Origin of the sequence: Chryseobacterium elymi (assembly GCF_003385495.1) — a bacterium.
GTDB classification, from domain to species: Bacteria; Bacteroidota; Bacteroidia; order Flavobacteriales; family Weeksellaceae; genus Chryseobacterium; species Chryseobacterium elymi.
In genome coordinates this window covers 52,465-76,054 of record NZ_QNUH01000016.1, presented here as the reverse complement: position 1 = coordinate 76,054, position 23,590 = coordinate 52,465, and the positions used below count along the sequence as shown (strand labels likewise).

Here is a 23,590-nt window from a genome sequence, read left to right as displayed (position 1 = left end):
GATGTGCTATGATCTTCAAAATGACCTGCCAACACTGTGACCTTTTTACTGAAAGCTTTTCCGGATTTTAATTTTACACAAACATCTGTTCAAACCTATGTAATCTGCGGGAGAATTAGTTAAATTTGCAGTTCATTAATTTTTTAAACAATTTAAACAAATGTCAAGAATTCTTACCGGCATTCAAGCCACCGGAACACCCCATCTTGGAAATCTCCTTGGGGCGATTATTCCTGCTATTGAACTTTCCAAGCAGGAAGGAAATGAATCATTTTTATTCATTGCGAATCTTCATTCTCTTACCCAGATTAAAGATGCGCAGGTTTTAAAACAGAATACCTACGAGATCGCTGCGGCTTGGCTTGCTTGTGGGCTGGATACAGAAAAAACATATTTTTACAGGCAAAGTGACATCCCTGAAACCTGTGAACTTTCTTGGCATTTATCATGTTTTTTTCCTTACCAGAGATTAACGCTTGCTCATTCATTTAAGGATAAGGCAGACAGACTTCAGGATGTTAACGCCGGGCTCTTCACCTATCCTATCCTGATGGCTGCGGATATTTTACTGTATGACGCGGAGGTTGTACCCGTAGGAAAAGATCAGCTTCAGCATCTTGAAATTGCCCGTGATGTAGCATCAAGGTTCAACAATCAGATGGGTGAAGTTTTGGTTTTACCTCAAGCTGAGCTTCAGGAAGACACAAAATATGTTCCCGGAACGGATGGCCGTAAAATGTCTAAATCTATGGGAAATATCATTAATATTTTCCTTCCTGAAAAGGAGCTGAAAAAGCAGGTAATGAGCATAGAAACCGATTCTAAAGCTCTGGAAGAGCCAAAAGATCCTGCAACAGATAAGGTTTTTGCGATTTATGAACTGATCGCCACTCCTGAGCAGACGGAAGAGTTAAGAGCTAAATATCTTGCCGGAAACTTCGGTTACGGGCATGCTAAATTAGAGCTGTTGAATCTGATCTTAACCCGTTTTGCAAAAGAAAGAGAAATGTTTGCTTATTATATGGACAATCTGGATGAGCTGGAAGCTAAACTTCAGGAAGGCGCAGCAAAAACAAGAGTCATTGCAACAGAAACCATTAAAAAAGTAAGAACAAGCTTAGGAATTTAAGCATTAAGATACCAAAGCATTATTTTTAGAAAGAATAAAGCAATGCAATCCATCTTCAAACTCATAAGAGGCCGTTTTACACCTAGTGAAAACGGCCTTTTTTATGAAATTTTCCTGTACCCTTATGAAAAAGATTTTTGTCTAAATGATTCCCAATCCACATCATTGGGTTGTGATACACTTTCTACTGCCATCTTTGTCAAGGCTTAAAACATTGACAAAGGTATTTTTTGGAGACTTTGCCTTGAGGTAATCTAAGCTGGCCTTTATAAATATTCTTTGATCTGAAGAAGATGGGTAATACTTTTTAGACCTTCATTCTGCTTATTTTCTTTATAAACATCAAAGAAGATTACATCAATTCCATAATTCTGTGAACCGACAACATCCGCAATCCAGTCATCCCCGATCAGGATACTCTCCTCTTTATTGGCTTCTGCAAGACTGAGAGAATATTCAAAGATCTTTGGATTGGGTTTTCTCACTCCTACAGAATCGGCACTGGTAATGGTTTTAAAATATGTATCTATTCCGGATAAGATGCATTTCCTTTCTGTTACTTCCTGGAAGCCGTTGGAAATAACGTGCAATGTATAATGCTTGGATTTCAGATATTTCAAAATATATTCTGTCCCTTCTACCAGCTCATTATGGTTAAGAATCTTATCCAGAAAATGTTCCTCAAAGTATTGGGCAAGCTCCTCATCATCCACACCGAAATGTTTAAAGGTATCATAGAAACGGTGCTTTCTCAGGTATTCTTTACCAATGATGCCATCTCTGATCTTCTCCCAAAGTCTTTCGTTAATTTCATGATAAACAGAATGAAAGCTTTCAAAGTCAATATTATAGTGTAGAGTGATTTCCTGTTTTTCAAAAAGATCTTTGATGGTAAGGTAAGCGTTCTTACGGTGATCCCAGAGCGTGTTGTCCAGGTCAAAAAAAATGTGCTGAATGTTCATACAGCACAAAAATACTCAATTTAATTTTTAGAAATCGGAAAATTTTTGCTTTTGGACTGCACCAATTCAACGCTTTTTGAGTAACTCAATAAAAAATCAATGGTTTGTTTCTTAGGTTTCAAAGTTTTCACTTTTAAAGAATCATTTTTTTTCATAGGCGAAAAGTATGTTTTCCTTTAAACGTGAATTTTATGAAATTATTATTCTATCGTGTCAATACAATATTATTTTCGTCCATGATTTTTCTCAGGTTAATGAGCGCATAACGAACCCGGCCCAATGTTGTATTGATACTCATATTGGTATGATCTGCAATTTCTTTGAAGCTTAGCCCATCGAAAAATCTTAATTTAATGACTTCCTGCTGGTTTTGTGGCAGAAACTGAAGCATTCTTAACAAATCCTCCTGGATCTGCAGTGTTACAAGCTGATCTTCAATATTTTCCGAAGGCTCCCGGATCATATCAAAAATAGAATACTCGTCTGTTTCAAAAGTAGTCTCTGAAACTTTAACGTTTTTCGCTTTCAGCCTGAAATGATCAATAATAAGGTTGTATGCGATTCTTTTTGCCCAAAGAATAAATTTTCCTTCTTCGTTATACCGTCCTTCTTTCAGCATCAGGATGATTTTCATGAATGTATCCTGAAAAACATCATTGGCCAGGTCTTCATCATTAATTTTGTAAAAAATGAATGTAAACAGTTCTCTCTGATGACGATGAATAAGGGCTGATAGGGCTTCTTCATCTCCTTTCTGGTAAAGGGAAATTAGTAGGCTGTCCGTTTTTGATTTCATAACTCTTCTCAATAATAAAAAATTTGCAGACCAGCAATTCTCCAGATATTTTATCTGGCCCTAGCTGTAAATACAAAACAGTTTTTTAGAGTAAAGTAAGATCAATAGGCAGTACAATTATTATATGGTGTAAATATAATAATTTTTTAATAACCGTTAACCTATTATTAAATTTTTACGAGAAAATTTAAAAAAAATCACTTAAACATATCATGAATAAAGACAGTAGGAATATTTAATGTTAAATTAACATTTAAACCTTTTAGTTCTTTTCCATTCAAACGTGCATCTGCAATCGGGAAAGCATAGCCACCAGCAAGATCTAAAATCCCGAAGAGGGTAACTCCTATTTTCGGTGCAATATATTTATTGGTTCCCTCTGCTCCTATTAACAGATAGTAAGAATGGTAGAAATCTACATTTTTCTCAAAATTAAGAAGCACATCGGCCTGCAGTTTCGGCATGATCGCAAATTTAGAACCTGCAGAACCCATCAGAGCAGAGCCACCCAGTCGGTATATCACATCATCATGTTTCAGAAAGAGCAGCTTGCCTCCCAATTCCCCAAAGCTTTGATTCTGATAGGCATACCCCACGCTGACCATTTTATGCATGGTGTACTGCGCTCTTGCCATTACGCTCAGGGAAAATATAAAAAGTACAGTAACTGCTGATCTAAAATTCATCATCTCTAATTATTTAAGGTGTAAAATTAAAAAAAACTGCCTTACCCAAAGATAAAGCAGTCCTATTTATTATTTCTGAAGACCAATTAAATACCGAAAGCGGCTTTAATTTCGTCTACTTTGTCAAGTTTTTCCCAGGTAAAGAACTCAAGCCCTGTAAGGGTCAATTCATTTTTCTGCCCCTTATTGAATGTTTTGTCAGCTATATAATGTTCTTTCCCCATATGTCCGTAAGAAGCCGTTTCCTGGTAGATAGGGTTTCTTAATTTTAAGTTCTGCTCAATGGCATAAGGTCTTAAATCAAAGATTGATGTCACTTTTTTAGCAATATCACCGTCATGAAGATCTACTTTTGCAGTTCCATACGTGTTGATGTATAAACCGCAAGGCTCAGCAACACCAATTGCATAAGAAACCTGTACCAAAACTTCATCAGCCACTCCTGCAGCCACCAAGTTCTTAGCAATGTGTCTTGTAGCGTACGCAGCACTTCTGTCTACTTTTGATGGGTCTTTTCCAGAGAAAGCACCACCACCGTGAGCTCCTTTTCCTCCGTAGGTATCTACGATAATTTTTCTTCCCGTAAGACCTGTATCCCCGTGGGGACCTCCGATCACAAACTTCCCTGTTGGGTTGATGTGATATTTGATCTGATCGTTGAACAATGCCTTAATCTCTTCAGTCTGCTGAGCTACTACTCTTGGAACCAAGATGCTTTTGATGTCTTCACGGATCTTATTCAGCATTTCTTCTTCAGTTCCGAAATCGTCATGCTGTGTAGAAACCACAATAGAATCAATTCTTACCGGCTTGTGATCGTCAGAATACTCAATAGTTACCTGGCTTTTTGCATCCGGACGAAGGTAAGCGATTTCGTTTCCTTCTCTTCTCAATACAGAAAGTTCTTTAAGAATAGTGTGGGCAAGATCAAGAGCAAGCGGCATATAATTCGCCGTTTCGTTGGTTGCATAACCAAACATCATCCCCTGATCACCAGCTCCCTGTGCATTAGCTTTAGCTTCAAAAGATTCGTCGTTTACTGCTCTGTCTACTCCCTGATTAATATCCGGAGATTGTTCATGGATTGCTGAAATCACACCGCACGAATCTCCATTGAACATATATTCTCCTTTAGTATATCCAATTCCGTTAATAACATCTCTTGCAATAGTTTGAACATCAAGATATGCATCGGACTTCACTTCTCCGGCCAGCACAACCTGCCCTGTCGTTACAAGGGTTTCACATGCTACCTTAGAGCTTTTATCATAAGCTAAAAAGTGATCGATTAATGCATCGGAGATCTGATCGGCAATTTTATCCGGATGTCCTTCTGAAACTGATTCAGATGTAAATAGATAAGACATATTATTCTTTGTTTTTTAGATTAAAAATATGTGAAGAAAAATAAGAATAAATTGCCTAGAAAGAATACTGTTTTAGCATATTTTTAGAGAGGTTGCAATCAGGTCAAATTTTTCCTCGTTTATAAACGTCTGCAAATTTAAGTACTATTTTTTTAATACTAAAGGATTTTGCTTACTAATTATAATTTTCTTAGAATTAATGATTTATATCATTTTGCTGCCTTTTTAGTTCATTGCGGCTTGATGCTTACAAATTCCTTCGGGTTTACATGATAATTCAATTTAAGTTCAAGAGAATTTTTGATAAAGAGTGAAAGCTCATCAATGATTTTCTGCTTAAAGGTCGGCTTATAATAAATAATACTGATCTCTCTGTAAGGGAAAGGTTTTTTGAACCTGAAAACATTCTCCTTCTGCTCTTCTGAAAGCTGGCTTAATGCTAATTCCGGCAGAATGCTGATTCCTCCTACTTTATCCACCATATGGACTAAAGTCTGAATATTGGATGCTAAGAAATCTAAATTCTTAGGTTTCAATGTGTTTTCTTTTAAATGGCAAATATTCTCAAACTGGTTTCTCAAACAGTTTCCTTCCTCTAAAAGCCAGACTTTTTCAACATTCAGCTCCTCGGGTATGATATAAGTATTCTTTTTATTCGCTTCCGTATTGGAACTGTAGATCATCAGTTCTTCATTGAAAAGAAAGTCCTGATAAAATTCATCAGCAGAATCATAAGGTGTAGAAATAATTCCGGCATCCAGTTCACCTGCTTTTAAAGCTTTGACAATATTATCAGTGGTCATTTCTTTTACATTCATCTGGATTTTCGGGTTGTCTTCCAAAAATTTAAAGATCTCTGTCGGCAAAATGAAGGAAGAAACGGTAGGAATGATTCCTAAATTGATCGTTCCGCCCAAAATATTATTCAAAAGATTAGCTTTATTTTTCAGCTCATTGACAGATTCTATAATTACCTTTGCCTGATCAATGATTTGGAGCCCTACATCGGTAGTACGAATCGGGTGTGTTGTTCTGTCGAACACCTTCACATCCAGTTCATCCTCAAATTTTTGTATCATCGCACTTAATGTAGGCTGCGTAATAAAGCATGCCTGGGCTGCTTTACCAAAATGTTTGTACTTATCTACAGCGATAAGATACTCCAGTTGCTGAATGTTCATCTGATTAATATTATCTATTACAAAGATAAAATGTTTTTGCTATTTGTAATCAAAAATTCAAGTAAATTTGATATTTAATACGTCTGCATAAGACAGTTTACAAGGGAAATCAACCATACAAATCATAACTATATGGATTCTAAAAAATTAACGCTAAGCAACGGCGCACCTTATTTTGAACACCAGGACTCACAGACCGTAGGACCCAGAGGGCCTGTACTGCTGCAGGATTTCATTCTTCAGGAAAACCTTGCACACTTTGTAAGGGAAAGAATCCCTGAAAGAATTGTCCATGCTAAGGGAAGTGGTGCTTACGGAACATTTACTGTAACGCATGATATCAGCCAATATACAAAAGCCAAATTATTTTCAAAAATCGGAAACTCATGCAGAATGTTTGCCCGCTTTTCTACCGTAGGCGGTGAAAAAGGAAGTGCAGATACGGCAAGAGACCCCAGAGGTTTTGCTTTAAAATTTTATACGGAAGACGGAAACTGGGATCTGGTAGGAAATAATACGCCTGTATTCTTTATTAAGGATGCTAAAAAATTTCCGGACTTCATCCATACTCAGAAAAGAGTTCCGAAAACCAATTTAAAAAGTGCTACAATGATGTGGGATTTCTGGAGCCATAATCCGGAATCTCTTCACCAGGTTCTTATTTTAATGTCAGACAGAGGAACACCTTATGGCTATAGACATATGCACGGATTCGGATCACATACTTTTTCGATGATCAACGCTCAAAATGAAAGAGTTTGGGTGAAATTCCATTTTATAACAAAACAGGGAATCAAAAACTTCACTGATGCTGAAGCGGTAAAGATGGCTGGAGAAAACCCGGATTTCGCGCAGGAAGATCTTTGCAACGCTATTGAAAATGGAGATTTTCCGAAATGGACCATGTATATCCAGGTGATGACGGAAGAGCAGGCTAAGGACTTCAGATGGAATCCTTTTGATGTTACTAAAGTATGGTTTCACGATGACTTCCCGATGATCGAAGTGGGTGAAATGGAACTAAATGAGGTTCCGGTCAATTATTTCGCCCATGTGGAACAATCTGCATTTTCGCCAAGCAGTCTTATTAATGGAATCAGTTTTTCTCCGGACAAAATGCTTCAGGGAAGACTATTCTCTTATCCTGATGCCCACAGATACAGAGTGGGAGTAAATGCCCACCAGCTGGAAGTGAATCGTTGTCCTTTTGCAGTCAACAACTACCAGAGAGACGGCTTTATGGCAGATTCGAGCCAGTATCAGGACAAACCGAATTATTTCCCCAACAGCTTTGATGACATTAAGCCGGATTCCGCTTATAAAAATTATGAATATGAACTGGACAGTGCCCATGTTGCCAACTATAACAGGAATGAAAATGATGATGATCATTATACTCAACCCGGATTACTGTATACAAAATCTATGACGGCTGAAGATAGAGAACACTTAATCAGCAATATCGTAGGAAGTATGAAAGGAATTACGGGACCGAAAAAAGATGAAATTATCAACCGTCAATTATGTCACTTTTTCAGGACTAATATAGAACTTGGCATGAAAGTGGCATCTCAGCTTAACATCAATATTGATGCAAATATGATGAATCATTCGAAATAGTATTTTGAAGGATTCATCAAGTAAAAGGAAAAAAAACTAATATTTTTTCCTTTTTTTTGTAAAAAATTCATAATTTGCAAAAAATAATATTTTATAGTGGAAAAATGAGTTACGAAAATATATTATTAGAAAAGGAAGGAAAATTAGCTGTTGTAACCATAAACAGACCTCAAAGCTTAAATGCTTTAAACGCAAAAACGATTCAAGAGATAAGTTCAGCTATGGATGATCTTAATGCTGACCAGTCCTGTAGGGTAATCATCATTACAGGAAGCGGTGAAAAGTCATTTGTAGCGGGAGCAGATATAAAAGAATTCAGTGATTTTGGACAGGAAAAAGCCGAAGAACTGGCCAGAAACGGGCATAATACCCTGTTCAATAAAATTGAAAACACATCTAAACCTGTTATTGCTGCCGTGAACGGTTTTGCATTGGGAGGAGGTTTAGAGCTAGCAATGGCATGCCACATCAGATATGCATCAGAGAATGCAAGACTGGGACTTCCGGAGGTTACGCTGGGATTAATTCCGGGTTACGGAGGAACTCAAAGACTTCCGAAGCTGGTAGGAAAAGGTATCGCCAACGAAATGATCTTCTCTGCCAAAATGATTCCCGCCCAAAAAGCAAAGGAAATCGGATTGGTGAATGAAGTATACCCTATTGAAGAATTATTAACCAAAACAAAAGAATTAGCGAGTATTATAGCCAATAACTCACCAATGGCTATATCAAAGGCCATCCAAGCCGTAAACTTGTCTGATACGGATAAAGGTTTTGAATCTGAAATCAGGTATTTCGGGGAACTTTTTGAAATGAACGACAAGAAAGAAGGAGTTACCGCTTTTTTAGAGAAAAGAAAGCCTAACTTCTAAGATTTTTAATCCAAATTATTTCGAAAAAACTAATGCTGTGGTATGAATAAGTTTGATAAAGCTTATCTAAAAATGGCCCAAGAGTGGGCAAAATTATCCTACTGTAAGAGAAAACAGGTAGGAGCTCTTATCGTAAAAGATAGGATGATTATTTCAGATGGTTACAACGGAACTCCTTCGGGATTTGAAAACTGCTGTGAAGATGGAGAGGGAAAAACACACTGGTATGTACTTCATGCGGAAGCCAACGCTATATTAAAGCTGGCCGCTTCCACTCAGTCTGCAAAAGGTGCTACGTTATATTTAACGCTGTCGCCATGCAAAGAATGCAGTAAGCTGATTCTACAGGCTGGAATTACAAGACTTGTGTATATTAATGAGTATTCAGACGACGATGGAATAGCGTTCTTGAGAAATCATGGTATTGAAATAGAACAAATATCGGACTGTGAACTAAAAAAATAAAGCACAAATATGACTTGGGATGAAAAGATCAAAGATTTTGAAATATTTCTTCGTTTCGAACGAAATTTTTCAGAAAATACTCTCGATGCGTATATTCGAGACATCAAAAAATTAAAAGATTATGCCGAAGTGGATCTGGAAAACGTCGGTCCAGACTCTATCGGTTACGAAAACTTACAGGAATATATCTTCAATCTTTCCAAACAGAAGTTCAGCGAAAGATCACAAGCAAGATGGATTTCTTCGATAAAAGCTTTCTTCAAGTTTCTGCTTGAGGACGAGTCCAGAGAAGACAATCCTGCGTCACTGCTTGAAGGTCCAAAACTGGGATTGTATCTTCCTGACACCTTAAGTCTGCCTGATATCAATAAGATTATTGCAGCCATTGAGTCGCATTCTGACCTCGGAAAGAGAAATCATTGTATCATTGAAGTTCTTTACGGATGCGGATTACGCGTCTCGGAACTTATTGACCTTAAGATTTCGAACATCAATTTCAAAGAACAGTACATTAAAGTAAACGGAAAAGGCAACAAAACACGTTTCGTTCCTTTGGCCGATTACACTGCTGAACTTTTGGAAACTTACATTAAAGAAGTACGTTCGAAAAGCAAGATCAATAAAAAGTATGAGGATACGCTGTTTCTTAACAGCCGTGGAACATCTATGTCCAGAGTGATCGTTTTTCTGATCATTAAAGAACTTACAGATAAAGCTGGGGTAAGCAAAAAAATATCTCCGCACACTTTCAGACATTCTTTTGCAACACACCTTTTACAGAATGGGGCAGACCTTCGTTATATCCAGGAAATGCTGGGACATTCCAGTATTACCACTACGGAGATCTACACTCATCTGAAAACAGAAGAACTTCGGGATGTGATTTTAACTTATCACCCGAGAAATATTAATATTGCTCAATAAAAACGAAGTTCCATCTGGCTTTTGAAAAAATATTGTTAACAGATGAAATTATTGAAATACTGCCCAAGCTGTGGCAAAGAAACCCTGCATTGGGATGGCGAAAAGAAATGGAGCTGTCCCGAATGCGGTTTTACCCTCTACAATAACGTTGCCGGCGCGGTAGCTGTTGTTATCCGATGTGGTGATGAAGTCTACCTTACCAGAAGAAACAGGGACCCTAAAAAAGGAAAACTTGATCTGGCCGGAGGTTTTGTAGATCCAAGGGAAAGCGCAGAGGAAACGTGCAAAAGAGAGCTTTTTGAAGAGCTTCAGCTTGATGTGGATATTTCAAAACTAAAGTATCTTACCAGCCTCCCGAACGTCTATCAGTATAAAGAAATTGATTACAATACAATCGATCTTTTTTATGAGTACCGTGTTCAGGAAAAGTTTGAGGTGAATCTTGAGCTTTCAGAAATATCCGAAGCGATCTGGATTCCTCTGAATGCTTTGGACCTTGATGATATTGCTTTTGAGTCTCAACAGAGTTTTTTTGAGGAATATCTGAAGAATAACCGGTAAGTTATTATAAAGAAATTTACTCCCGCAGATTACCATGTGTGGGAGTTATTTTATTTGATATCAATAAGATTTTGATTTCAGCATATCTTCAAAATACTGAACAAGTAATGTTCTTTCAGCGTCTGTAAGATTAGCTTCTTTGTGGTAGACGATATATCCCGGCATAGGCATCGCTTTGCTTTGGATTGTCTGAATGGATTTGCTCAGCATGCTTTCCTTCAGCTCCTTGTTATATGTACCCCAAACAGAAAAATTGAGATGTTCCCGGCCTTCATTCACATGGCTTTTTACAGACCATGAAACAGGTGCAACATAAGCATATTTGGGATATACTGTTTCATTGGAGTGACAGTCATAACAGGCTCCTTTTATCAAGCTCCTGATCTTTTCCGGTGTCTTTTTTGCATCAACGAAGTTAGCTGCTGAATTTACAGGTTTATTTACTCTATCAATGGGAATAAACTGGATTAATGCAAAAGCAACAAGTGTCCAGAATAATACTTTCTTTACTGTACCCATACCTTTATTTTACCGGCGTCAGGACTGCATTTCCGGAATCTGACTTCACTTCTTTGGTTACTTCTTTCTGCACGGCTGCATCAGTAGTTTCTTCTGCAGGAATATCTGTAGGTTTAGGGATATTTCCTTTAGGATTATCGAGCGTTCTGGTATCTTTCAGGTCCCAGTCTTCCTTGGTCTCCCATAATGGACGTACAACAGCTTTTTTGTAGAAGACATACGAATCTTCAGCAAAAGTTTCTTTTTCAAAATCTGCTTCGTCCCAGAATTTATTTCCGTTGTTATCTACCAATATCCTTACGATATATTCATTAGGTTTCAGGATGTCGAATTTCACGCTGTTACCTTTGGTATATCTTGAATAAATGACTTTATCCGAACCATCCAGAAGCTGAATCCAGTAACTGGCCTCCGGTGCATTCTGAATGTTAAATGCAAGGCTTCCAAACTGATCTACTTTTTCTACTTCAAAGTCAAAACGTTTTGATTGTACATTTTTAGCGTAATAAGACGATACTGTTTCTTTTGGAATCGTAAGCTGATATTTTTTTCCATTCACAAAATCTGAATGAATCTGAATCTGGTAAGGATCTGTTTCAGAGATTTTGGCAGTAAATTCCTGGGTGGTTAAGCTGTCACCTTTCAGAGTCCACTTTTCAGGACTTATTTTATCTATGATATAGCCGGATCTGATATTAAAGTCAGAATTCGGAGCCAATAGAGGACCTCCGCTGTCGTTTTCAAGATCCATTGCATTTTTCTTGTTGTACTTATAGAATACGGAAACGGTATCCTGCTTGCTGCCGATATCGTAGCTGAATTTAAGATTTTCAGTAACCGTCTGCCCTACATCGCTTTTTACAGCATCAAACCAGATCTTTACCGTATCAGATTTCGGGCGGTGAGTCACTTTAATATCCTTAAGCTTTTCGTTTACAGAAGCTACTTTCACATTCTCCGGGTTTCCTTCAAATGTCATGATAGCTCCCCCAGGACTTTCTTTCATTTCAACGTATTTCAAAGGCTTCTTGGAAGGATATATTTTTAAATTCAATCCTGAAACAGACTTTTCAACATTTACAGCTTCTTTTTGGAATCCTATTTTCTCTTTTCCCGGATCATAAATAGAATTGCTATTCTCATCCTCAAAAGCTATAATCTTATATTTTCCCGGTGTAAGATAGTTGAGTTCATAATAACCGTCTTCATCCACTTTTGTAATGTAATAAGGCTTCTGCCTGTAATTCATGGTATCTTTTACCTGGTAAAGTCCCACCACAAGTTTATTTTCACCCTCTTTCTTTTTAATAGCTACCGCATCCGAAATTTCACCGCTGATATAAAGGTCATCCAGTTTATCTCCTGTAGAAAAAGCAAAATTGAAATACCTAAGAATATTAGACTCATTATTATCAGCAATTGAGTTTCCAAAGTTGAAGTTATAAGTTGTATTAGCCTGAAGGGTATCTTCCCACTGGATCATCACGAACTTATTGGCAATATTGGAAGGAAGAATCCGCTTTATATTTTTGATAGGCGGAGAAATGATCAGGTTTTTATTGATATCCTTTAAGGTAATATATTCGTCGAAATCCAGCCTGAGCTCGTGGATGTCTCTTTTTACATTGACTCTTGTCGTGTCAATATTAGAGCTTAAAAACTTTGGAGCCAGGGTATCCTTCGGTCCTCCCACTGGAGACCCTACTCTTGCACATGAGTGTACAAGAAAACAGATAACGAATAATAGAAGAAGTCTTTTCATATATGTTTAAGCAAAATTAAACATTATTCTCCAAAAACTTCATGTCCGTCATTCAAAGTATCTTTATTGTCGTTCATTATACTGTGCAGCTTATCCTTCTGAGCCGGAAAATCCTCAAATAATCCTGATAAAGCCAGTGCTGTATATACTTTACCGGAATACTTGTTTCCAATAGCCACGATCGTTACTTTTGATTTCAGCAGATGGGCAAAGACAGAATTGGTTCCGTGCCACCATCCATTATGATAGGTAAGTTTCTCGCCATTATCGAAAATCTTCATCCTGAAACCGAGTCCGTAATTATTCATTCCTGCTTTTTCGTTACTGTATGGCGTGAAAACCATCTGCATCAGATCAGGCTTTAAGAAGTCTTTTGAAAACATGGCTTTGGAGAAGTTATAAAGATCTCTTGGTGTTGTATATACATTTTTATCACCGTAAATAAGATCAAGCCTGTCCAAAGGATAGAGTCTGTTTCCGCCGTAATAAAAGGATTGTGCTGCCGTAGGAATATCCTTTTCCTGAAAAATATAAGTGTGTTCCATTTTCAAAGGCTGAAACACCATTTCTTTCATGGCCTGCGGGAATGGAGTTTTAGTGATCTTCTCTATTAATAAGGCAAGCATCGCAAAATTGGTATTACAATACATAAAACCCGTATCCGTATCTCTTGCCAGATCAGGTTTGTACCTGATGATCATATTCAGAACATCCTGATTGGTAATAAACGGTTTTGAGAGTTCTGCCGGAGCCGGCTGTATTTTGGCAATAAAATATTCGTATTTCGGAAGACCGCTTCTCTGATCCAGCAGAGTCTGTACAGTAACATCCGGATAAGGAAATCCCGGAAAATATTGGGTAAGACGATCGGTGAGCTTAATTTTTCCGGCTTCTACCAATTTCAGCATAGCCATAGCCGTCAATGTTTTTGAGACGGAAGCTACATGCAGCGGTGTGTTTTTATCAATTGGCATCTGGTTTCCTTCTCTACCGAAACCTCTGTAGTTTTCAAACAGAATATCATCTCCTTTAGCGACGAGTATCCCCCCACTCAGGTCTCCCCCTTCCCAGATCTTTTTATAATAATGGTCGATGTATCCTGTGAGTATTCCTTTATCTCCAAGCTGATTGTCTTCTTTGGTGAAAACATTCGCCAGATCTACATTTCCGTAGTTTGGAAGATTGGTCGTATTTTCAGCTGAAGTCTGTTTGGATTCAGAATTTTTTTTGCAGGAAATAAAAGATAAAAAAACAGCTACAATAAGTAAAAAATTACGCTTCGTCATGAGTATCAAAAAATGAGCAGCAATTTAATAAAACTCAAAATAAATTCTCAATTCGCAGCGTATATTATGAATTATTTAACATAAAAGATGAAACTTGCGAAAGGGATAAAGACACAGGCAATGAGTAATTTTATCTTTTGCCTTAGATTTTTCCTAACAGTAGGAAGCAATTATCTTGTCCACGATCACTTGTGCCAGCTTTTCTTTACTTTGGTAAGTCCATCCGGCGATGTGTGGTGTTACGATTGTTTTTCCAGATTCCAGGAGGTATTTCAGGTCTTCATTTTCAGTTTCCAGGTTTTCAAAGGATGCTTTTTCATATTCGAGGACATCAAGACAGGCACCTTTTACTTTGCCTGATTTTAAAGCCCCAACTAAATATTTAGTTTCTACATTTTTTCCTCTTGCCGTATTGATAAGGTAAAAGTCTTTTTTCATTTCCGAAATAAACTTTTCATCAATAAGATATTGAGTTTCAGAAGTCAGCGGAATATGTAGACTCAGGATATCCGCAGACAGCTTTAATTCGTCTAAACTGACCTGTGAAGCATATTCATCAGAAAGCCCGGAAAGGATGTCATGAAAAATAACTTTACAGCCAAATCCTGAGAATCTTTTTGCTGTCGCTTTCCCCATGTTTCCATATCCTATAAGCCCTACCGTTTTCCCTAGAAGCTCATCCCCCCTGTTTTCTTCACGAAGCCATATTCCGTTTTTAACTTCCTGGGAGGCAATAAAAAGTCGGTTCATTAAAATCAACAGCATTCCCACAACATGCTCTGCTACTGAATCTCTGTTACCTTCCGGAGAATTAATCAACTGAATTCCCAGTTTCTCTGCAACTGGAATATCAATATTTTCCATTCCGGCTCCTACTCTGGCAATGAATTTCAGGTTTCTCCCCTTTTCCAGAAAGTTTTTATCCAGAGGAATTCTGCTTCTGATGATAACTCCGTCATAGTTTTCAATTTTATGACAAACCTCATCATAGGAAGATGTGAAATCTTCTTCTAATACAAAATTCTTAGCCAAAAGCTGTTCTGTGATGAGAGGATGGTTTTTATCTAAAAGAAGAATTTTCATTTTTAACACGAATAATTTAAACACTAATTACACTAATTATTCTCACAAATGACACAAATGTGAATTTCATAGCGTACCACTGATTACTCTTTTTACCCCGTTTTTAAATTGAAGGCTATTAAAATTAATCAGCATTACAAGCTTGCAATTGCTTAAACGGAGATAAGTAAGAATTTGAGCAAGATGTATGTCATTTAAAGATTCCACAGACTTAATTTCTAAAACAAATTTACTTCGATAAGGAAATCCAGTCTATAGCCCACATTCAGCTTTACTTCATCATAAACCAAAGGCATTGGTTTTTGTTTCCCTACCAATAGATTATGCTTACTCTTTATGAACAAGATATCCTGCTTCATAAACCACTTTTGATATATCATTTTCTGAAATACCTGATGTTATCATTTTTTCCATTTACTCCGTACAAATCATTTGTGAAAATTTGTGCAGACATTTGTGTTATTTATGTTTAGGTCTTACAACGAAAGATTTTATTTCTTATCCTTCTTTGAATCCTTTGTTTCTTCCGGTTCCTGGAATAATTTCTTAAGTTCTACAGATTCCAGAGGCTTCATTCTTCCGGAAAGGATCAATGACAGCTCCTTTCTTCTGATGGCTGCTGCATGTCTTAACTTTTCTTCCTCTGTTTCGGGAATCATATCCGGGATAGGAATAGGACGATTGAATTCATCTACTGCAACAAAAGTATAAATTCCTTCATTGGTGTGAATTTTCTTCTGATTGATTGGGTCATCCAACCAAACATCCACATACACTTCCATTGAAGTAGAGAAAGCTCTTGAAACTTTAGATTCCAGAACAACCACTCCACCTTCAGGGATAGGATGATTGAAAGAAACGTGATTTACAGATGCTGTTACGACTCTTCTTTCACAGTGTCTGGCTGCAGAAATGGAGGCACAACGGTCCATTTTTGCAAGAAGCTCACCTCCGAAAAGGTTTCTTAAAGAGTTGGTTTCGTTCGGAAGAACAATATTAGTCATGATCGTCAGAGATTCTGACGCTTTTTTTACTTTTGCCATTGAGTCTTAGTGTTGTTTTGAGTTGCCGGAACTGGATTTACGCCTTTTCCTACCGGATTTGCTAATGAATCTTTTTTCAGGGAATCTGAAACAGCCGCTTCCGGACCAGGCACTATTTCTTTTACAGTGTCTTTTACAATTCTGTGTGTAGAAGTCTGGACAGAAACTTTATCAAAAGATTCTTTTCCGAAAAGAAGTTCCCTTTGCGTAAACGCCAGATACAAGATCCCTAAAACAGGAATCACAAGCAGAAAAATCCAAAGAATAGATTTTTTGAATGTATAATCTTTCTCCTTACTTTCTTTAGTACTGATCTTTTCACCGTTGTTGATATCCGATAATCTAATCTCTTCAAGCCCGTAAAAGTCCGGATGTCCCGCTTCTATTCTTTTCCCCTTGAAATGAGTCTTATCATCTTCAATATGGATAACCCCGAGGTTCTGAATTTCCAGAAACTGATCTGCCTGAAGTTTTTTCTTCCAAAAATCGGTCTGGATCTTCAGGTCGCTTTTGGATGCTTCCAGAGACATCTGTTTCTGTGCCGCAATGAAAGCCGCCAGTTCATCAGACTGTATCTCATAATCCATCGCGAAAACGATCTCACTGGCGGGCGGAAGGATGCTTCCGTTCTCAGAATTAATAATTGCCTTGGAGTTTTTAAGCGAAAACGCACCGAATCCCGGAACCGTCACAGTTCCAAATTGTTTCAGATATTCTAAAATGTAAGCTGAAATATTCATTTGGCAGCAAATTTATAATTTTTTCGTGACTTTCTGAAGAGATTTATAGGATATAAAAAAAGACTGCCGAAACAGTCTTTTGATAAATAGGTATAAAATTGAATGTATTAAACCCTGTTCAGTAAATTATCCTCCGTATTATTGAATTTTCCAACTGATCCCGAACATAAAATTAGTTCCGGCCTGTGAAAAATAGTATGGATCTCCACTGTAAACAGCTCCATTGTTAACATACTTTCTATTAAACAGATTATTGACCAGTAATTTTAAAGCAATATCATTATGAGCAATGGTAAACTGATACTGCGCATTGAAATCGGTCAGGAAATAATCTTTCAGCTGCAGGTTTTTATCTCCTGTATTATCCAGATACTGCTTTCCGACATATTGATTCATTAAAGCAAACAGGAAACTCTTGGAAGGATTGAACTTCAGTCCAAGATTGGCAATAATATTTGGAGAAAATGAAATATCCGTATCTCCCAGATTTTGAAGAGTTCCGTTGTTTTTAATCTTAAAATCAATATTTCTGTTCTGACTAAGGCTGACATTTCCCGTCAACTCCCATTGCTTGGAAAGCTTAGCCAATGCTCCGATCTCAATACCTCTTCTGTAGCTTTTCCCTGAATTGGTTCTGATAAATGCTCCTACATTATTCAGTTGTCCGTTCAACACTAATTGATTGACATAATACATATAATATAAATTAGCCGTTACAGATAAAATTCCAAACTGTTTTTCAATACCTGCTTCAAAATCATGGAGCTTTTCGGCTTTTACTTCATTATCACTCATCAGGTCATCCCTGTTCGGTTCACGGTGAGCATGTGCGTATGAAAGGAAAACTTTTCCGTTTCCGATTTTATAATTCACTCCCGCCTTTGGGTTAAAGAAAAGCCAGTTTTTATCAAGATTCCCACCTTCTCCGTCTCCTGCAGTCAGGATCTTGGTGTCATAATCAATATTTCTGATCTGTAGATCTCCGAACAATTCAAAATGATCCCCGGTTCTCCATAAAGCTTTTGCAAACCCTGCCAATTCAGTTTTTACAGAACGATTCCTGTAATATTCATACTCATTGATCTGTGGAAAATAAACTCCGGTAACATTTCCAAAATGTCTTCCATAATATTGATTCGCAACCACACCGAAGTTAAGATCTACATGATCCAGCTTTCCGTAAAGCGTGGAAACCGCCCCGTAGAAATCATTATCCAGCCACTTTTTCCGGATAAAATCTGTTATTTCCACCGGAGATCCATTTACTACCGGTATGGACAGGTTGTAATGAGAATAGTGTGTAGCCTCTACGTCTGTTTCATCAACCCTTTTATAGTTTTCATAATATCCTCTTCCTTTGGTGTAATGAAGCGTTGTTTCCAAATGCCAGTTATCATTGAATTTCTGTTCCCACAAAAGCTGATAATGGTTCTGTCTGTAATTATCCGTCTCGTTATCATAGAATTTCTCTTCTCCGGTAAACAGATCTGTATATTGTCCTGAATAATTGAACTTTGGATTGGTCTCCCAGGTTGGTCGGTCAATTCCGTTCCATGCCTGATAGGTTTTTTCTTTCCCCCCGAAAGCCATCAGCCGAAGCCTTGTTTTACCTTCTTCAAATAATGCGGTGAAATTGTAAGAATCCAGTTTTGAAGAAGCTCTGTCAATGTATCCGTCAGAGTGAATACGCGTGTACCTTCCCATCACCGAAAGTCTGTTTTTCCAGAATTTCCCGGAACCTGCCTCCGCTGAATATTTATAGGTATTAAATGAGCCATAGCTATCATCGGTCTTGAAATACATCTTCTCATCCGGCTCCTTAGAGATCACATTGATACTCGCACCAAACGCAGAAACCCCATTATTGGAAGTCCCCACCCCTCTCTGAATCACAATCTGGGAGGCAGAACTGGTAAGATCCGGAACATTGACGAAAAATGTTCCCTGGCTTTCAGAATCGTTATAGGGAACGCCGTTCATCATCACGTTTATTCCTTTTCCCTCTACTCCACGAATTCTGAATCCCGTGTATCCAACACCGTTTCCGGCATCAGAAGTTGAGATAATAGAAGTTTGATTTTTTAAAAGGATCGGAAGATCCTGCCCCAGATTCCTGCTGTCTACATCTTTCTGTACGTTGATGATTTCTTTAGCAACAGGCAGTCTTTTGGTAAAGTTGACAGCTTCAATTTCCCTGATCTTCAGGGAATCCCTATTTTGTGCCTGGATAAAGGCCACAGAGGCTACAGTAAGCCCTAAAAAAAATAATCCTTTCATTCTATAAATTTTTAAAATTTAATGAATAAAAGGGGCGGATTAAATAATGTAGCAATTGACTAATTTAACAGTCTAGCAATGATTGGTATGTTGTTATACTGCTCCATTGATACATTTTCAAAATTCCCTAAACAGCATTATCTGTTCCAGGTTCATTGGGTGTAATCTCAGCTTGTTAAAGCACCCCTTTATTTCTGCCGCGAAATTACAAAAAAAATATGAGATACGTGCTGTGAGATTCCTGTCAGGATGGAAATGTGACATTTTGACTGTGGTAAGAACAAAAGGCTCAATTAGTAAGTCTTATTTCTTACATCAATATAATAATAGTTCTTTCCGTCCTTTGTTACTTCGAACATCTTGCCGAGTTTCCAGCTGAAATTTCTTTTTATATTGGAATATTCGAAAGGAACAATCACTTTATTGTTCACATCAATTACTCCAAACCTGTCGTTGTGGGAAGCTACGATCATGGGATCTGCGGTATCATCACCTTCCATAATGTATAAATACTGATATTGAGGATAAATCTGGTAATCCCTGTAATCTGCTGCATTCACAAATCGGGACTTTTCAATGATACCGTAAAATCCGTTTAAAACATATGCTTGATAAAGCTGCTGCTTATAATCCTCCAGCTTACATTTACCCAGATCTGAATCCTTGAACTGATAGACTCTTTTTCCTGCTTTATTCACCCGGTAAGAAATCATATCCTTTTCTACGGTAGCATATTCATTTGTTCCGAATTTTCTCACTTTTGGGTTGGGAGAGTTCAAAAGATTACAATCTTCATAAAAAAAGACGGCAATATGATATTCAGGCTTGATGATAAATTTCCCGTTCTGGTTAATGTAACCAAATTTTCCATCCTCTTTTTTAGGGATCAGAACCGGAAGATCCTGGTTAATGATCACCAGATCCGGGTTCGGCTTAGCCACTACAGGCCCCTCCTTTGCTACAGTTTTCGTTACATTTTTAACCGGCAGTTTTTTAACTGATTTTGTCTGTGAAAAAACGAAAATCGAAATAAACACACACCAGAAATTCAAGATATTTTTCATGTTCATCATTTGTCTGCAAAATTACGGCCAAAAATAGAAATTATCAAATTCATATTTATAAAGAATCTAAATAATTTCATTTCGATAAAATACTAAAAAATTCGTAAATTTGGAAGCATTTTTTAAGTGTTTGATAATTTAAAACGTTTTGGAAATATAATTTTTGATAGTAATGCTATTAAAAAAGTGAATAAATCTTACCCAAAGAGAGTTTTCAACAGAACAAATCGCAGGTAATTATTGTACACTCTCTAACGTAAATTATTTTACATTTTTAAAGAAGTAGGTGATGTTGTTTTATGACTACCTGTTAACAAATGAAGAACAGTACTGACAGCTGCTTTCATCTACGTTTAAAATTTAAAAGACTTCTATTATTATGAATATGTATCAGGATTACATCCAAGAGATTGAAGAAAGAAAAAACCAGGGGCTACATCCAAAGCCAATTGACGGTGCCGGATTATTAAGCGAAATCATTGCACAAATTAAAGACCCAGGTAACGAATATCGATCGGATTCTCTTAAATTTTTCATTTACAACACCTTACCTGGAACAACAAGTGCCGCAGGCGTAAAAGCTAAGTTTTTAAAAGAGATCATTTTGGGTGAATCCATAGTAGAAGAAATATCTCCCGCCTTTGCTTTTGAATTATTATCTCACATGAAGGGAGGACCTTCTATTGAGGTACTGCTTGATCTGGCTCTGGGTAATAATATCTCTATTGCCAAGGAAGCAGCAGACGTTCTTAAGACACAGGTTTTCCTTTATGAGGCAGATACCAACCGTCTGAAGGAAGCATTCAATAGCGGTAACGAAATCGCCAAAGAAATTATTGAAAGCTATGCAAAAGCAGAGTTTTTCACTAAACTTCCGGAAGTTGCCGAAGAAATAAAAGTAGTAACTTTTATCGCTGGTGAAGGTGATATCTCAACAGATTTACTTTCTCCGGGGAATCAGGCGCACTCAAGATCAGACCGTGAACTTCATGGTAAATGTATGATCACTCCTCAGGCGCAGGAAGAAATTAAAGCATTGCAGGCACAACATCCTGACAAGAGCGTTATGCTGATCGCTGAAAAAGGAACAATGGGTGTAGGTTCATCCAGAATGTCCGGAGTGAACAACGTAGCTTTATGGACAGGTAAACAGGCAAGCCCATACATCCCATTCGTAAATATTGCTCCTATTGTTGGAGGAACAAATGGGATTTCCCCAATTTTCCTTACCACTGTTGACGTTACAGGAGGTATTGGTCTTGACCTTAAAAACTGGGTTAAAAAACTGGATGAGAATGGAGAGCCAATCCGTAACGAAGCTGGAGAACCAATTCTTGAAGAAGCGTACTCCGTTGCCACAGGAACCGTTCTTACCATCAATACAAAAACAAAAAAATTATACAACGGCGATCAGGAACTGATTGACATTTCCAAGGCATTCACTCCTCAGAAGATGGAATTCATCAAGGCTGGCGGATCATATGCAATTGTATTCGGTAAAAAGCTGCAGACATTTGCTGCAAAACTTTTAGGAATAGAAACTCCTCTTGTTTTTGCTCCGTCAAAAGAAATTTCCCACGAAGGACAAGGTTTAACCGCAGTTGAGAAAATCTTCAACAGAAATGCAGTTGGAACAACTCCGGGGAAAATTTTACATGCTGGCTCAGACGTTCGTGTAGAGGTTAACATTGTTGGCTCTCAGGATACAACAGGTTTGATGACCGCCCAGGAACTTGAATCAATGGCTGCTACCGTGATTTCTCCAATTGTTGACGGTGCTTACCAATCCGGATGTCACACTGCTTCTGTTTGGGATAAAAAAGCGCAGGCCAACATTCCGAAACTAATGAAATTCATGAACGAATTCGGTTTGATCACAGCCCGTGACCCGAAAGGTGAATACCACGCTATGACAGACGTTATTCATAAGGTTCTTAATGATATAACGATAGACGAGTGGGCGATCATCATTGGTGGTGACTCCCACACAAGAATGTCTAAAGGGGTTGCTTTTGGAGCAGACTCAGGAACAGTTGCCCTTGCACTGGCTACAGGTGAAGCATCTATGCCAATCCCTGAATCCGTAAAAGTAACTTTCAAAGGAAATATGAAAGAGCACATGGATTTCCGTGATGTTGTTCATGCTACTCAGGCTCAGATGCTTAAACAGTTTGGTGGGGAAAATGTATTCCAGGGCAGAATTATTGAGGTTCACATCGGAACACTTCCTGCTGACCAGGCATTTACCTTTACAGATTGGACTGCTGAAATGAAAGCAAAAGCTTCTATTAATATTTCTGAAGACAGCACTTTGATTGAATCATTAGAAATTGCAAAAGGCAGAATCCAGATCATGATCGACAAAGGAATGGATAACCATAACCAAGTTCTTCAAGGATTAATTAATAAAGCTGACAAGAGAATCGCTGAAATCAGATCAGGTGAGAAACCAGCTCTGACACCAGATGCGAATGCTAAGTATTACGCCGAAGTCGTTGTTGATCTTGATGCCATCGTTGAACCGATGATTGCTGACCCGGATGTAAACAACGAAGATGTTTCTAAAAGATATACTCATGATACCATCAGAGACCTTTCTTATTACGGAGGCGAGAAAAAAGTGGATCTTGGATTTGTTGGATCTTGTATGGTTCACAAAGGCGATTTGAAAATTGTTTCTCAAATGCTTAAAAACATCGAAAAACAAAAAGGTAAAGTTGAATTTAATGCTCCTCTTGTTGTAGCTGCTCCAACGTATAACATCATCGATGAATTAAAAGCAGAAGGAGACTGGGAATTTTTAGAAAAATATTCCGGTTTTGAATTTGATGATAATGCTCCTAAAGGCGAAGCACGTGTTGAATACAAAAACATGATGTATCTTGAGCGTCCAGGCTGTAACCTTTGTATGGGTAATCAGGAAAAAGCGGCTAAAGGAGATACGGTACTGGCAACTTCTACCCGCCTTTTCCAAGGAAGAGTAGTTGAAGATTCCGAACGTAAAAAAGGAGAATCTTTATTGGCTTCAACTCCGGTAGTTGTTCTTTCTGCTATCATTGGAAGAATTCCTAATATTGATGAATATAAAGCTGCTGTTGAAGGTATTGACCTGACTAAATTTGCTCCACCTATTAAAGAGCTGGTTCAGGTCGGTCATTAATAGAGCTTAACGATAAGTAGTCGCAGGACTGTTTTAAAAATTATACAATTGAAAGATTTTAGTCCTGTGGGAATTAAAATCTTTCAATTTTTG

General features: G+C 37.7%; 22 protein-coding genes. 7 read left to right on the top strand and 15 right to left on the bottom strand.

What is annotated here, in order from left to right:
- Positions 1 to 160: 160 nt before the first annotated feature.
- Positions 161 to 1,129 carry a tryptophan--tRNA ligase gene (gene trpS / locus DRF60_RS16315; RefSeq protein ID WP_116013109.1) on the top strand — a complete coding sequence of 323 codons (969 nt, stop codon included), beginning with the start codon at positions 161 to 163 and terminating at the stop codon, positions 1,127 to 1,129.
- A gap of 266 nt (positions 1,130 to 1,395) precedes the next feature.
- On the opposite strand, the gene DRF60_RS16310 is transcribed toward trpS, so the two are convergent.
- The 5 genes from DRF60_RS16310 to DRF60_RS16290 form a co-directional block, all read right to left on the bottom strand.
- A complete protein-coding gene (locus DRF60_RS16310) occupies positions 1,396 to 2,091 on the bottom strand; it encodes a YjjG family noncanonical pyrimidine nucleotidase (RefSeq protein ID WP_116013107.1) in 696 nt (231 codons plus the stop codon).
- A 205-nt stretch (positions 2,092 to 2,296) separates the two neighbouring features.
- A complete protein-coding gene (locus DRF60_RS16305) occupies positions 2,297 to 2,887 on the bottom strand; it encodes an RNA polymerase sigma factor (protein WP_116013104.1) in 591 nt (196 codons plus the stop codon).
- 197 nt (positions 2,888 to 3,084) lie between these two features.
- On the bottom strand, positions 3,085 to 3,576 hold the full coding sequence (locus DRF60_RS16300) for a hypothetical protein (protein ID WP_116013101.1): 492 nt from the start codon (positions 3,574 to 3,576) through the stop codon (positions 3,085 to 3,087).
- A gap of 83 nt (positions 3,577 to 3,659) precedes the next feature.
- On the bottom strand, positions 3,660 to 4,940 hold the full coding sequence (gene metK, locus DRF60_RS16295) for a methionine adenosyltransferase (protein WP_116013098.1): 1,281 nt from the start codon (positions 4,938 to 4,940) through the stop codon (positions 3,660 to 3,662).
- Between the two features lie 230 nt (positions 4,941 to 5,170).
- Positions 5,171 to 6,121 carry a LysR substrate-binding domain-containing protein gene (locus DRF60_RS16290; protein WP_116013095.1) on the bottom strand — a complete coding sequence of 317 codons (951 nt, stop codon included), beginning with the start codon at positions 6,119 to 6,121 and terminating at the stop codon, positions 5,171 to 5,173.
- 132 nt (positions 6,122 to 6,253) lie between these two features.
- On the opposite strand from DRF60_RS16290, the gene DRF60_RS16285 reads away from it, so the two are divergent.
- The 5 genes from DRF60_RS16285 to DRF60_RS16265 all read left to right on the top strand — a co-directional run bounded on the left by DRF60_RS16285 (position 6,254) and on the right by DRF60_RS16265 (position 10,563).
- Positions 6,254 to 7,741, top strand: coding sequence for a catalase (locus DRF60_RS16285; protein ID WP_116013092.1), 1,488 nt, complete (start codon positions 6,254 to 6,256; stop codon positions 7,739 to 7,741).
- 104 nt (positions 7,742 to 7,845) lie between these two features.
- The gene (locus tag DRF60_RS16280; protein WP_116013089.1) at positions 7,846 to 8,613 is read left to right on the top strand and encodes an enoyl-CoA hydratase/isomerase family protein; all 768 of its coding nucleotides are present in this window, start codon (positions 7,846 to 7,848) and stop codon (positions 8,611 to 8,613) included.
- Positions 8,614 to 8,655: 42 nt separating this feature from the next.
- The gene (locus DRF60_RS16275) at positions 8,656 to 9,078 is read left to right on the top strand and encodes a deoxycytidylate deaminase (RefSeq protein WP_116013087.1); all 423 of its coding nucleotides are present in this window, start codon (positions 8,656 to 8,658) and stop codon (positions 9,076 to 9,078) included.
- A gap of 9 nt (positions 9,079 to 9,087) precedes the next feature.
- Positions 9,088 to 10,002: a site-specific tyrosine recombinase XerD gene (xerD, locus tag DRF60_RS16270; RefSeq protein ID WP_116013085.1), complete on the top strand. Its 915-nt coding sequence runs from the start codon at positions 9,088 to 9,090 to the stop codon at positions 10,000 to 10,002.
- Positions 10,003 to 10,044: 42 nt separating this feature from the next.
- Positions 10,045 to 10,563, top strand: a complete 519-nt coding sequence (locus DRF60_RS16265) for an NUDIX hydrolase (RefSeq protein WP_116013083.1) — start codon at positions 10,045 to 10,047, stop codon at positions 10,561 to 10,563.
- A gap of 60 nt (positions 10,564 to 10,623) precedes the next feature.
- Here the strand turns inward: DRF60_RS16265 and DRF60_RS16260 are convergent, their stop codons facing one another.
- From DRF60_RS16260 to DRF60_RS16220, 10 genes are all read right to left on the bottom strand, one after another.
- Entirely contained in the window at positions 10,624 to 11,082 is a 459-nt protein-coding gene (locus DRF60_RS16260) for a heme-binding domain-containing protein (RefSeq protein ID WP_116013080.1), read from the bottom strand.
- 4 nt (positions 11,083 to 11,086) lie between these two features.
- The gene (locus tag DRF60_RS16255; protein ID WP_116013078.1) at positions 11,087 to 12,844 is read right to left on the bottom strand and encodes an Ig-like domain-containing protein; all 1,758 of its coding nucleotides are present in this window, start codon (positions 12,842 to 12,844) and stop codon (positions 11,087 to 11,089) included.
- A gap of 23 nt (positions 12,845 to 12,867) precedes the next feature.
- On the bottom strand, positions 12,868 to 14,130 hold the full coding sequence (locus DRF60_RS16250; protein WP_116013075.1) for a serine hydrolase domain-containing protein: 1,263 nt from the start codon (positions 14,128 to 14,130) through the stop codon (positions 12,868 to 12,870).
- A 153-nt stretch (positions 14,131 to 14,283) separates the two neighbouring features.
- A complete protein-coding gene (locus tag DRF60_RS16245; protein WP_116013072.1) occupies positions 14,284 to 15,213 on the bottom strand; it encodes a 2-hydroxyacid dehydrogenase in 930 nt (309 codons plus the stop codon).
- 66 nt (positions 15,214 to 15,279) lie between these two features.
- Complete coding sequence (locus tag DRF60_RS21840) at positions 15,280 to 15,420, bottom strand: GxxExxY protein (RefSeq protein WP_317125832.1); 141 nt, start codon at positions 15,418 to 15,420, stop codon at positions 15,280 to 15,282.
- A gap of 11 nt (positions 15,421 to 15,431) precedes the next feature.
- Entirely contained in the window at positions 15,432 to 15,572 is a 141-nt protein-coding gene (locus DRF60_RS21835) for a GxxExxY protein (RefSeq protein ID WP_317125831.1), read from the bottom strand.
- A gap of 132 nt (positions 15,573 to 15,704) precedes the next feature.
- Positions 15,705 to 16,256 carry an acyl-CoA thioesterase gene (locus tag DRF60_RS16235; RefSeq protein ID WP_116013069.1) on the bottom strand — a complete coding sequence of 184 codons (552 nt, stop codon included), beginning with the start codon at positions 16,254 to 16,256 and terminating at the stop codon, positions 15,705 to 15,707.
- Positions 16,244 to 16,996: an HU domain-containing protein gene (locus DRF60_RS16230; RefSeq protein ID WP_116013066.1), complete on the bottom strand. Its 753-nt coding sequence runs from the start codon at positions 16,994 to 16,996 to the stop codon at positions 16,244 to 16,246. Before DRF60_RS16230 ends, DRF60_RS16235 begins: the two co-directional genes overlap by 13 nt.
- 138 nt (positions 16,997 to 17,134) lie before the next feature.
- Positions 17,135 to 19,273 (bottom strand): TonB-dependent receptor, encoded by a 2,139-nt coding sequence (locus tag DRF60_RS16225; RefSeq protein ID WP_116013063.1) that lies wholly within the window; start codon positions 19,271 to 19,273, stop codon positions 17,135 to 17,137.
- A gap of 293 nt (positions 19,274 to 19,566) precedes the next feature.
- Positions 19,567 to 20,337 (bottom strand): WG repeat-containing protein, encoded by a 771-nt coding sequence (locus tag DRF60_RS16220; RefSeq protein ID WP_238640226.1) that lies wholly within the window; start codon positions 20,335 to 20,337, stop codon positions 19,567 to 19,569.
- A 379-nt stretch (positions 20,338 to 20,716) separates the two neighbouring features.
- On the opposite strand from DRF60_RS16220, the gene DRF60_RS16215 reads away from it, so the two are divergent.
- On the top strand, positions 20,717 to 23,497 hold the full coding sequence (locus DRF60_RS16215) for a bifunctional aconitate hydratase 2/2-methylisocitrate dehydratase (protein WP_116013057.1): 2,781 nt from the start codon (positions 20,717 to 20,719) through the stop codon (positions 23,495 to 23,497).
- Positions 23,498 to 23,590 lie beyond the last annotated feature (93 nt).

Bases quoted from the DNA above. Each gene is read 5' to 3' on its own strand.
- trpS (WP_116013109.1), top strand. From the start codon at position 161: ATGTCAAGAATTCTTACCGGCATTCAAGCCACCGGAACACCCCATCTT.
- DRF60_RS16310 (WP_116013107.1), bottom strand. From the start codon at position 2,091: ATGAACATTCAGCACATTTTTTTTGACCTGGACAACACGCTCTGGGAT.
- DRF60_RS16305 (WP_116013104.1), bottom strand. From the start codon at position 2,887: ATGAAATCAAAAACGGACAGCCTACTAATTTCCCTTTACCAGAAAGGA.
- DRF60_RS16300 (WP_116013101.1), bottom strand. From the start codon at position 3,576: ATGATGAATTTTAGATCAGCAGTTACTGTACTTTTTATATTTTCCCTG.
- metK (WP_116013098.1), bottom strand. From the start codon at position 4,940: ATGTCTTATCTATTTACATCTGAATCAGTTTCAGAAGGACATCCGGAT.
- DRF60_RS16290 (WP_116013095.1), bottom strand. From the start codon at position 6,121: ATGAACATTCAGCAACTGGAGTATCTTATCGCTGTAGATAAGTACAAA.
- DRF60_RS16285 (WP_116013092.1), top strand. From the start codon at position 6,254: ATGGATTCTAAAAAATTAACGCTAAGCAACGGCGCACCTTATTTTGAA.
- DRF60_RS16280 (WP_116013089.1), top strand. From the start codon at position 7,846: ATGAGTTACGAAAATATATTATTAGAAAAGGAAGGAAAATTAGCTGTT.
- DRF60_RS16275 (WP_116013087.1), top strand. From the start codon at position 8,656: ATGAATAAGTTTGATAAAGCTTATCTAAAAATGGCCCAAGAGTGGGCA.
- xerD (WP_116013085.1), top strand. From the start codon at position 9,088: ATGACTTGGGATGAAAAGATCAAAGATTTTGAAATATTTCTTCGTTTC.
- DRF60_RS16265 (WP_116013083.1), top strand. From the start codon at position 10,045: ATGAAATTATTGAAATACTGCCCAAGCTGTGGCAAAGAAACCCTGCAT.
- DRF60_RS16260 (WP_116013080.1), bottom strand. From the start codon at position 11,082: ATGGGTACAGTAAAGAAAGTATTATTCTGGACACTTGTTGCTTTTGCA.
- DRF60_RS16255 (WP_116013078.1), bottom strand. From the start codon at position 12,844: ATGAAAAGACTTCTTCTATTATTCGTTATCTGTTTTCTTGTACACTCA.
- DRF60_RS16250 (WP_116013075.1), bottom strand. From the start codon at position 14,130: ATGACGAAGCGTAATTTTTTACTTATTGTAGCTGTTTTTTTATCTTTT.
- DRF60_RS16245 (WP_116013072.1), bottom strand. From the start codon at position 15,213: ATGAAAATTCTTCTTTTAGATAAAAACCATCCTCTCATCACAGAACAG.
- DRF60_RS21835 (WP_317125831.1), bottom strand. From the start codon at position 15,572: ATGAAGCAGGATATCTTGTTCATAAAGAGTAAGCATAATCTATTGGTA.
- DRF60_RS16235 (WP_116013069.1), bottom strand. From the start codon at position 16,256: ATGGCAAAAGTAAAAAAAGCGTCAGAATCTCTGACGATCATGACTAAT.
- DRF60_RS16230 (WP_116013066.1), bottom strand. From the start codon at position 16,996: ATGAATATTTCAGCTTACATTTTAGAATATCTGAAACAATTTGGAACT.
- DRF60_RS16225 (WP_116013063.1), bottom strand. From the start codon at position 19,273: ATGAAAGGATTATTTTTTTTAGGGCTTACTGTAGCCTCTGTGGCCTTT.
- DRF60_RS16220 (WP_238640226.1), bottom strand. From the start codon at position 20,337: ATGAAAAATATCTTGAATTTCTGGTGTGTGTTTATTTCGATTTTCGTT.
- DRF60_RS16215 (WP_116013057.1), top strand. From the start codon at position 20,717: ATGAATATGTATCAGGATTACATCCAAGAGATTGAAGAAAGAAAAAAC.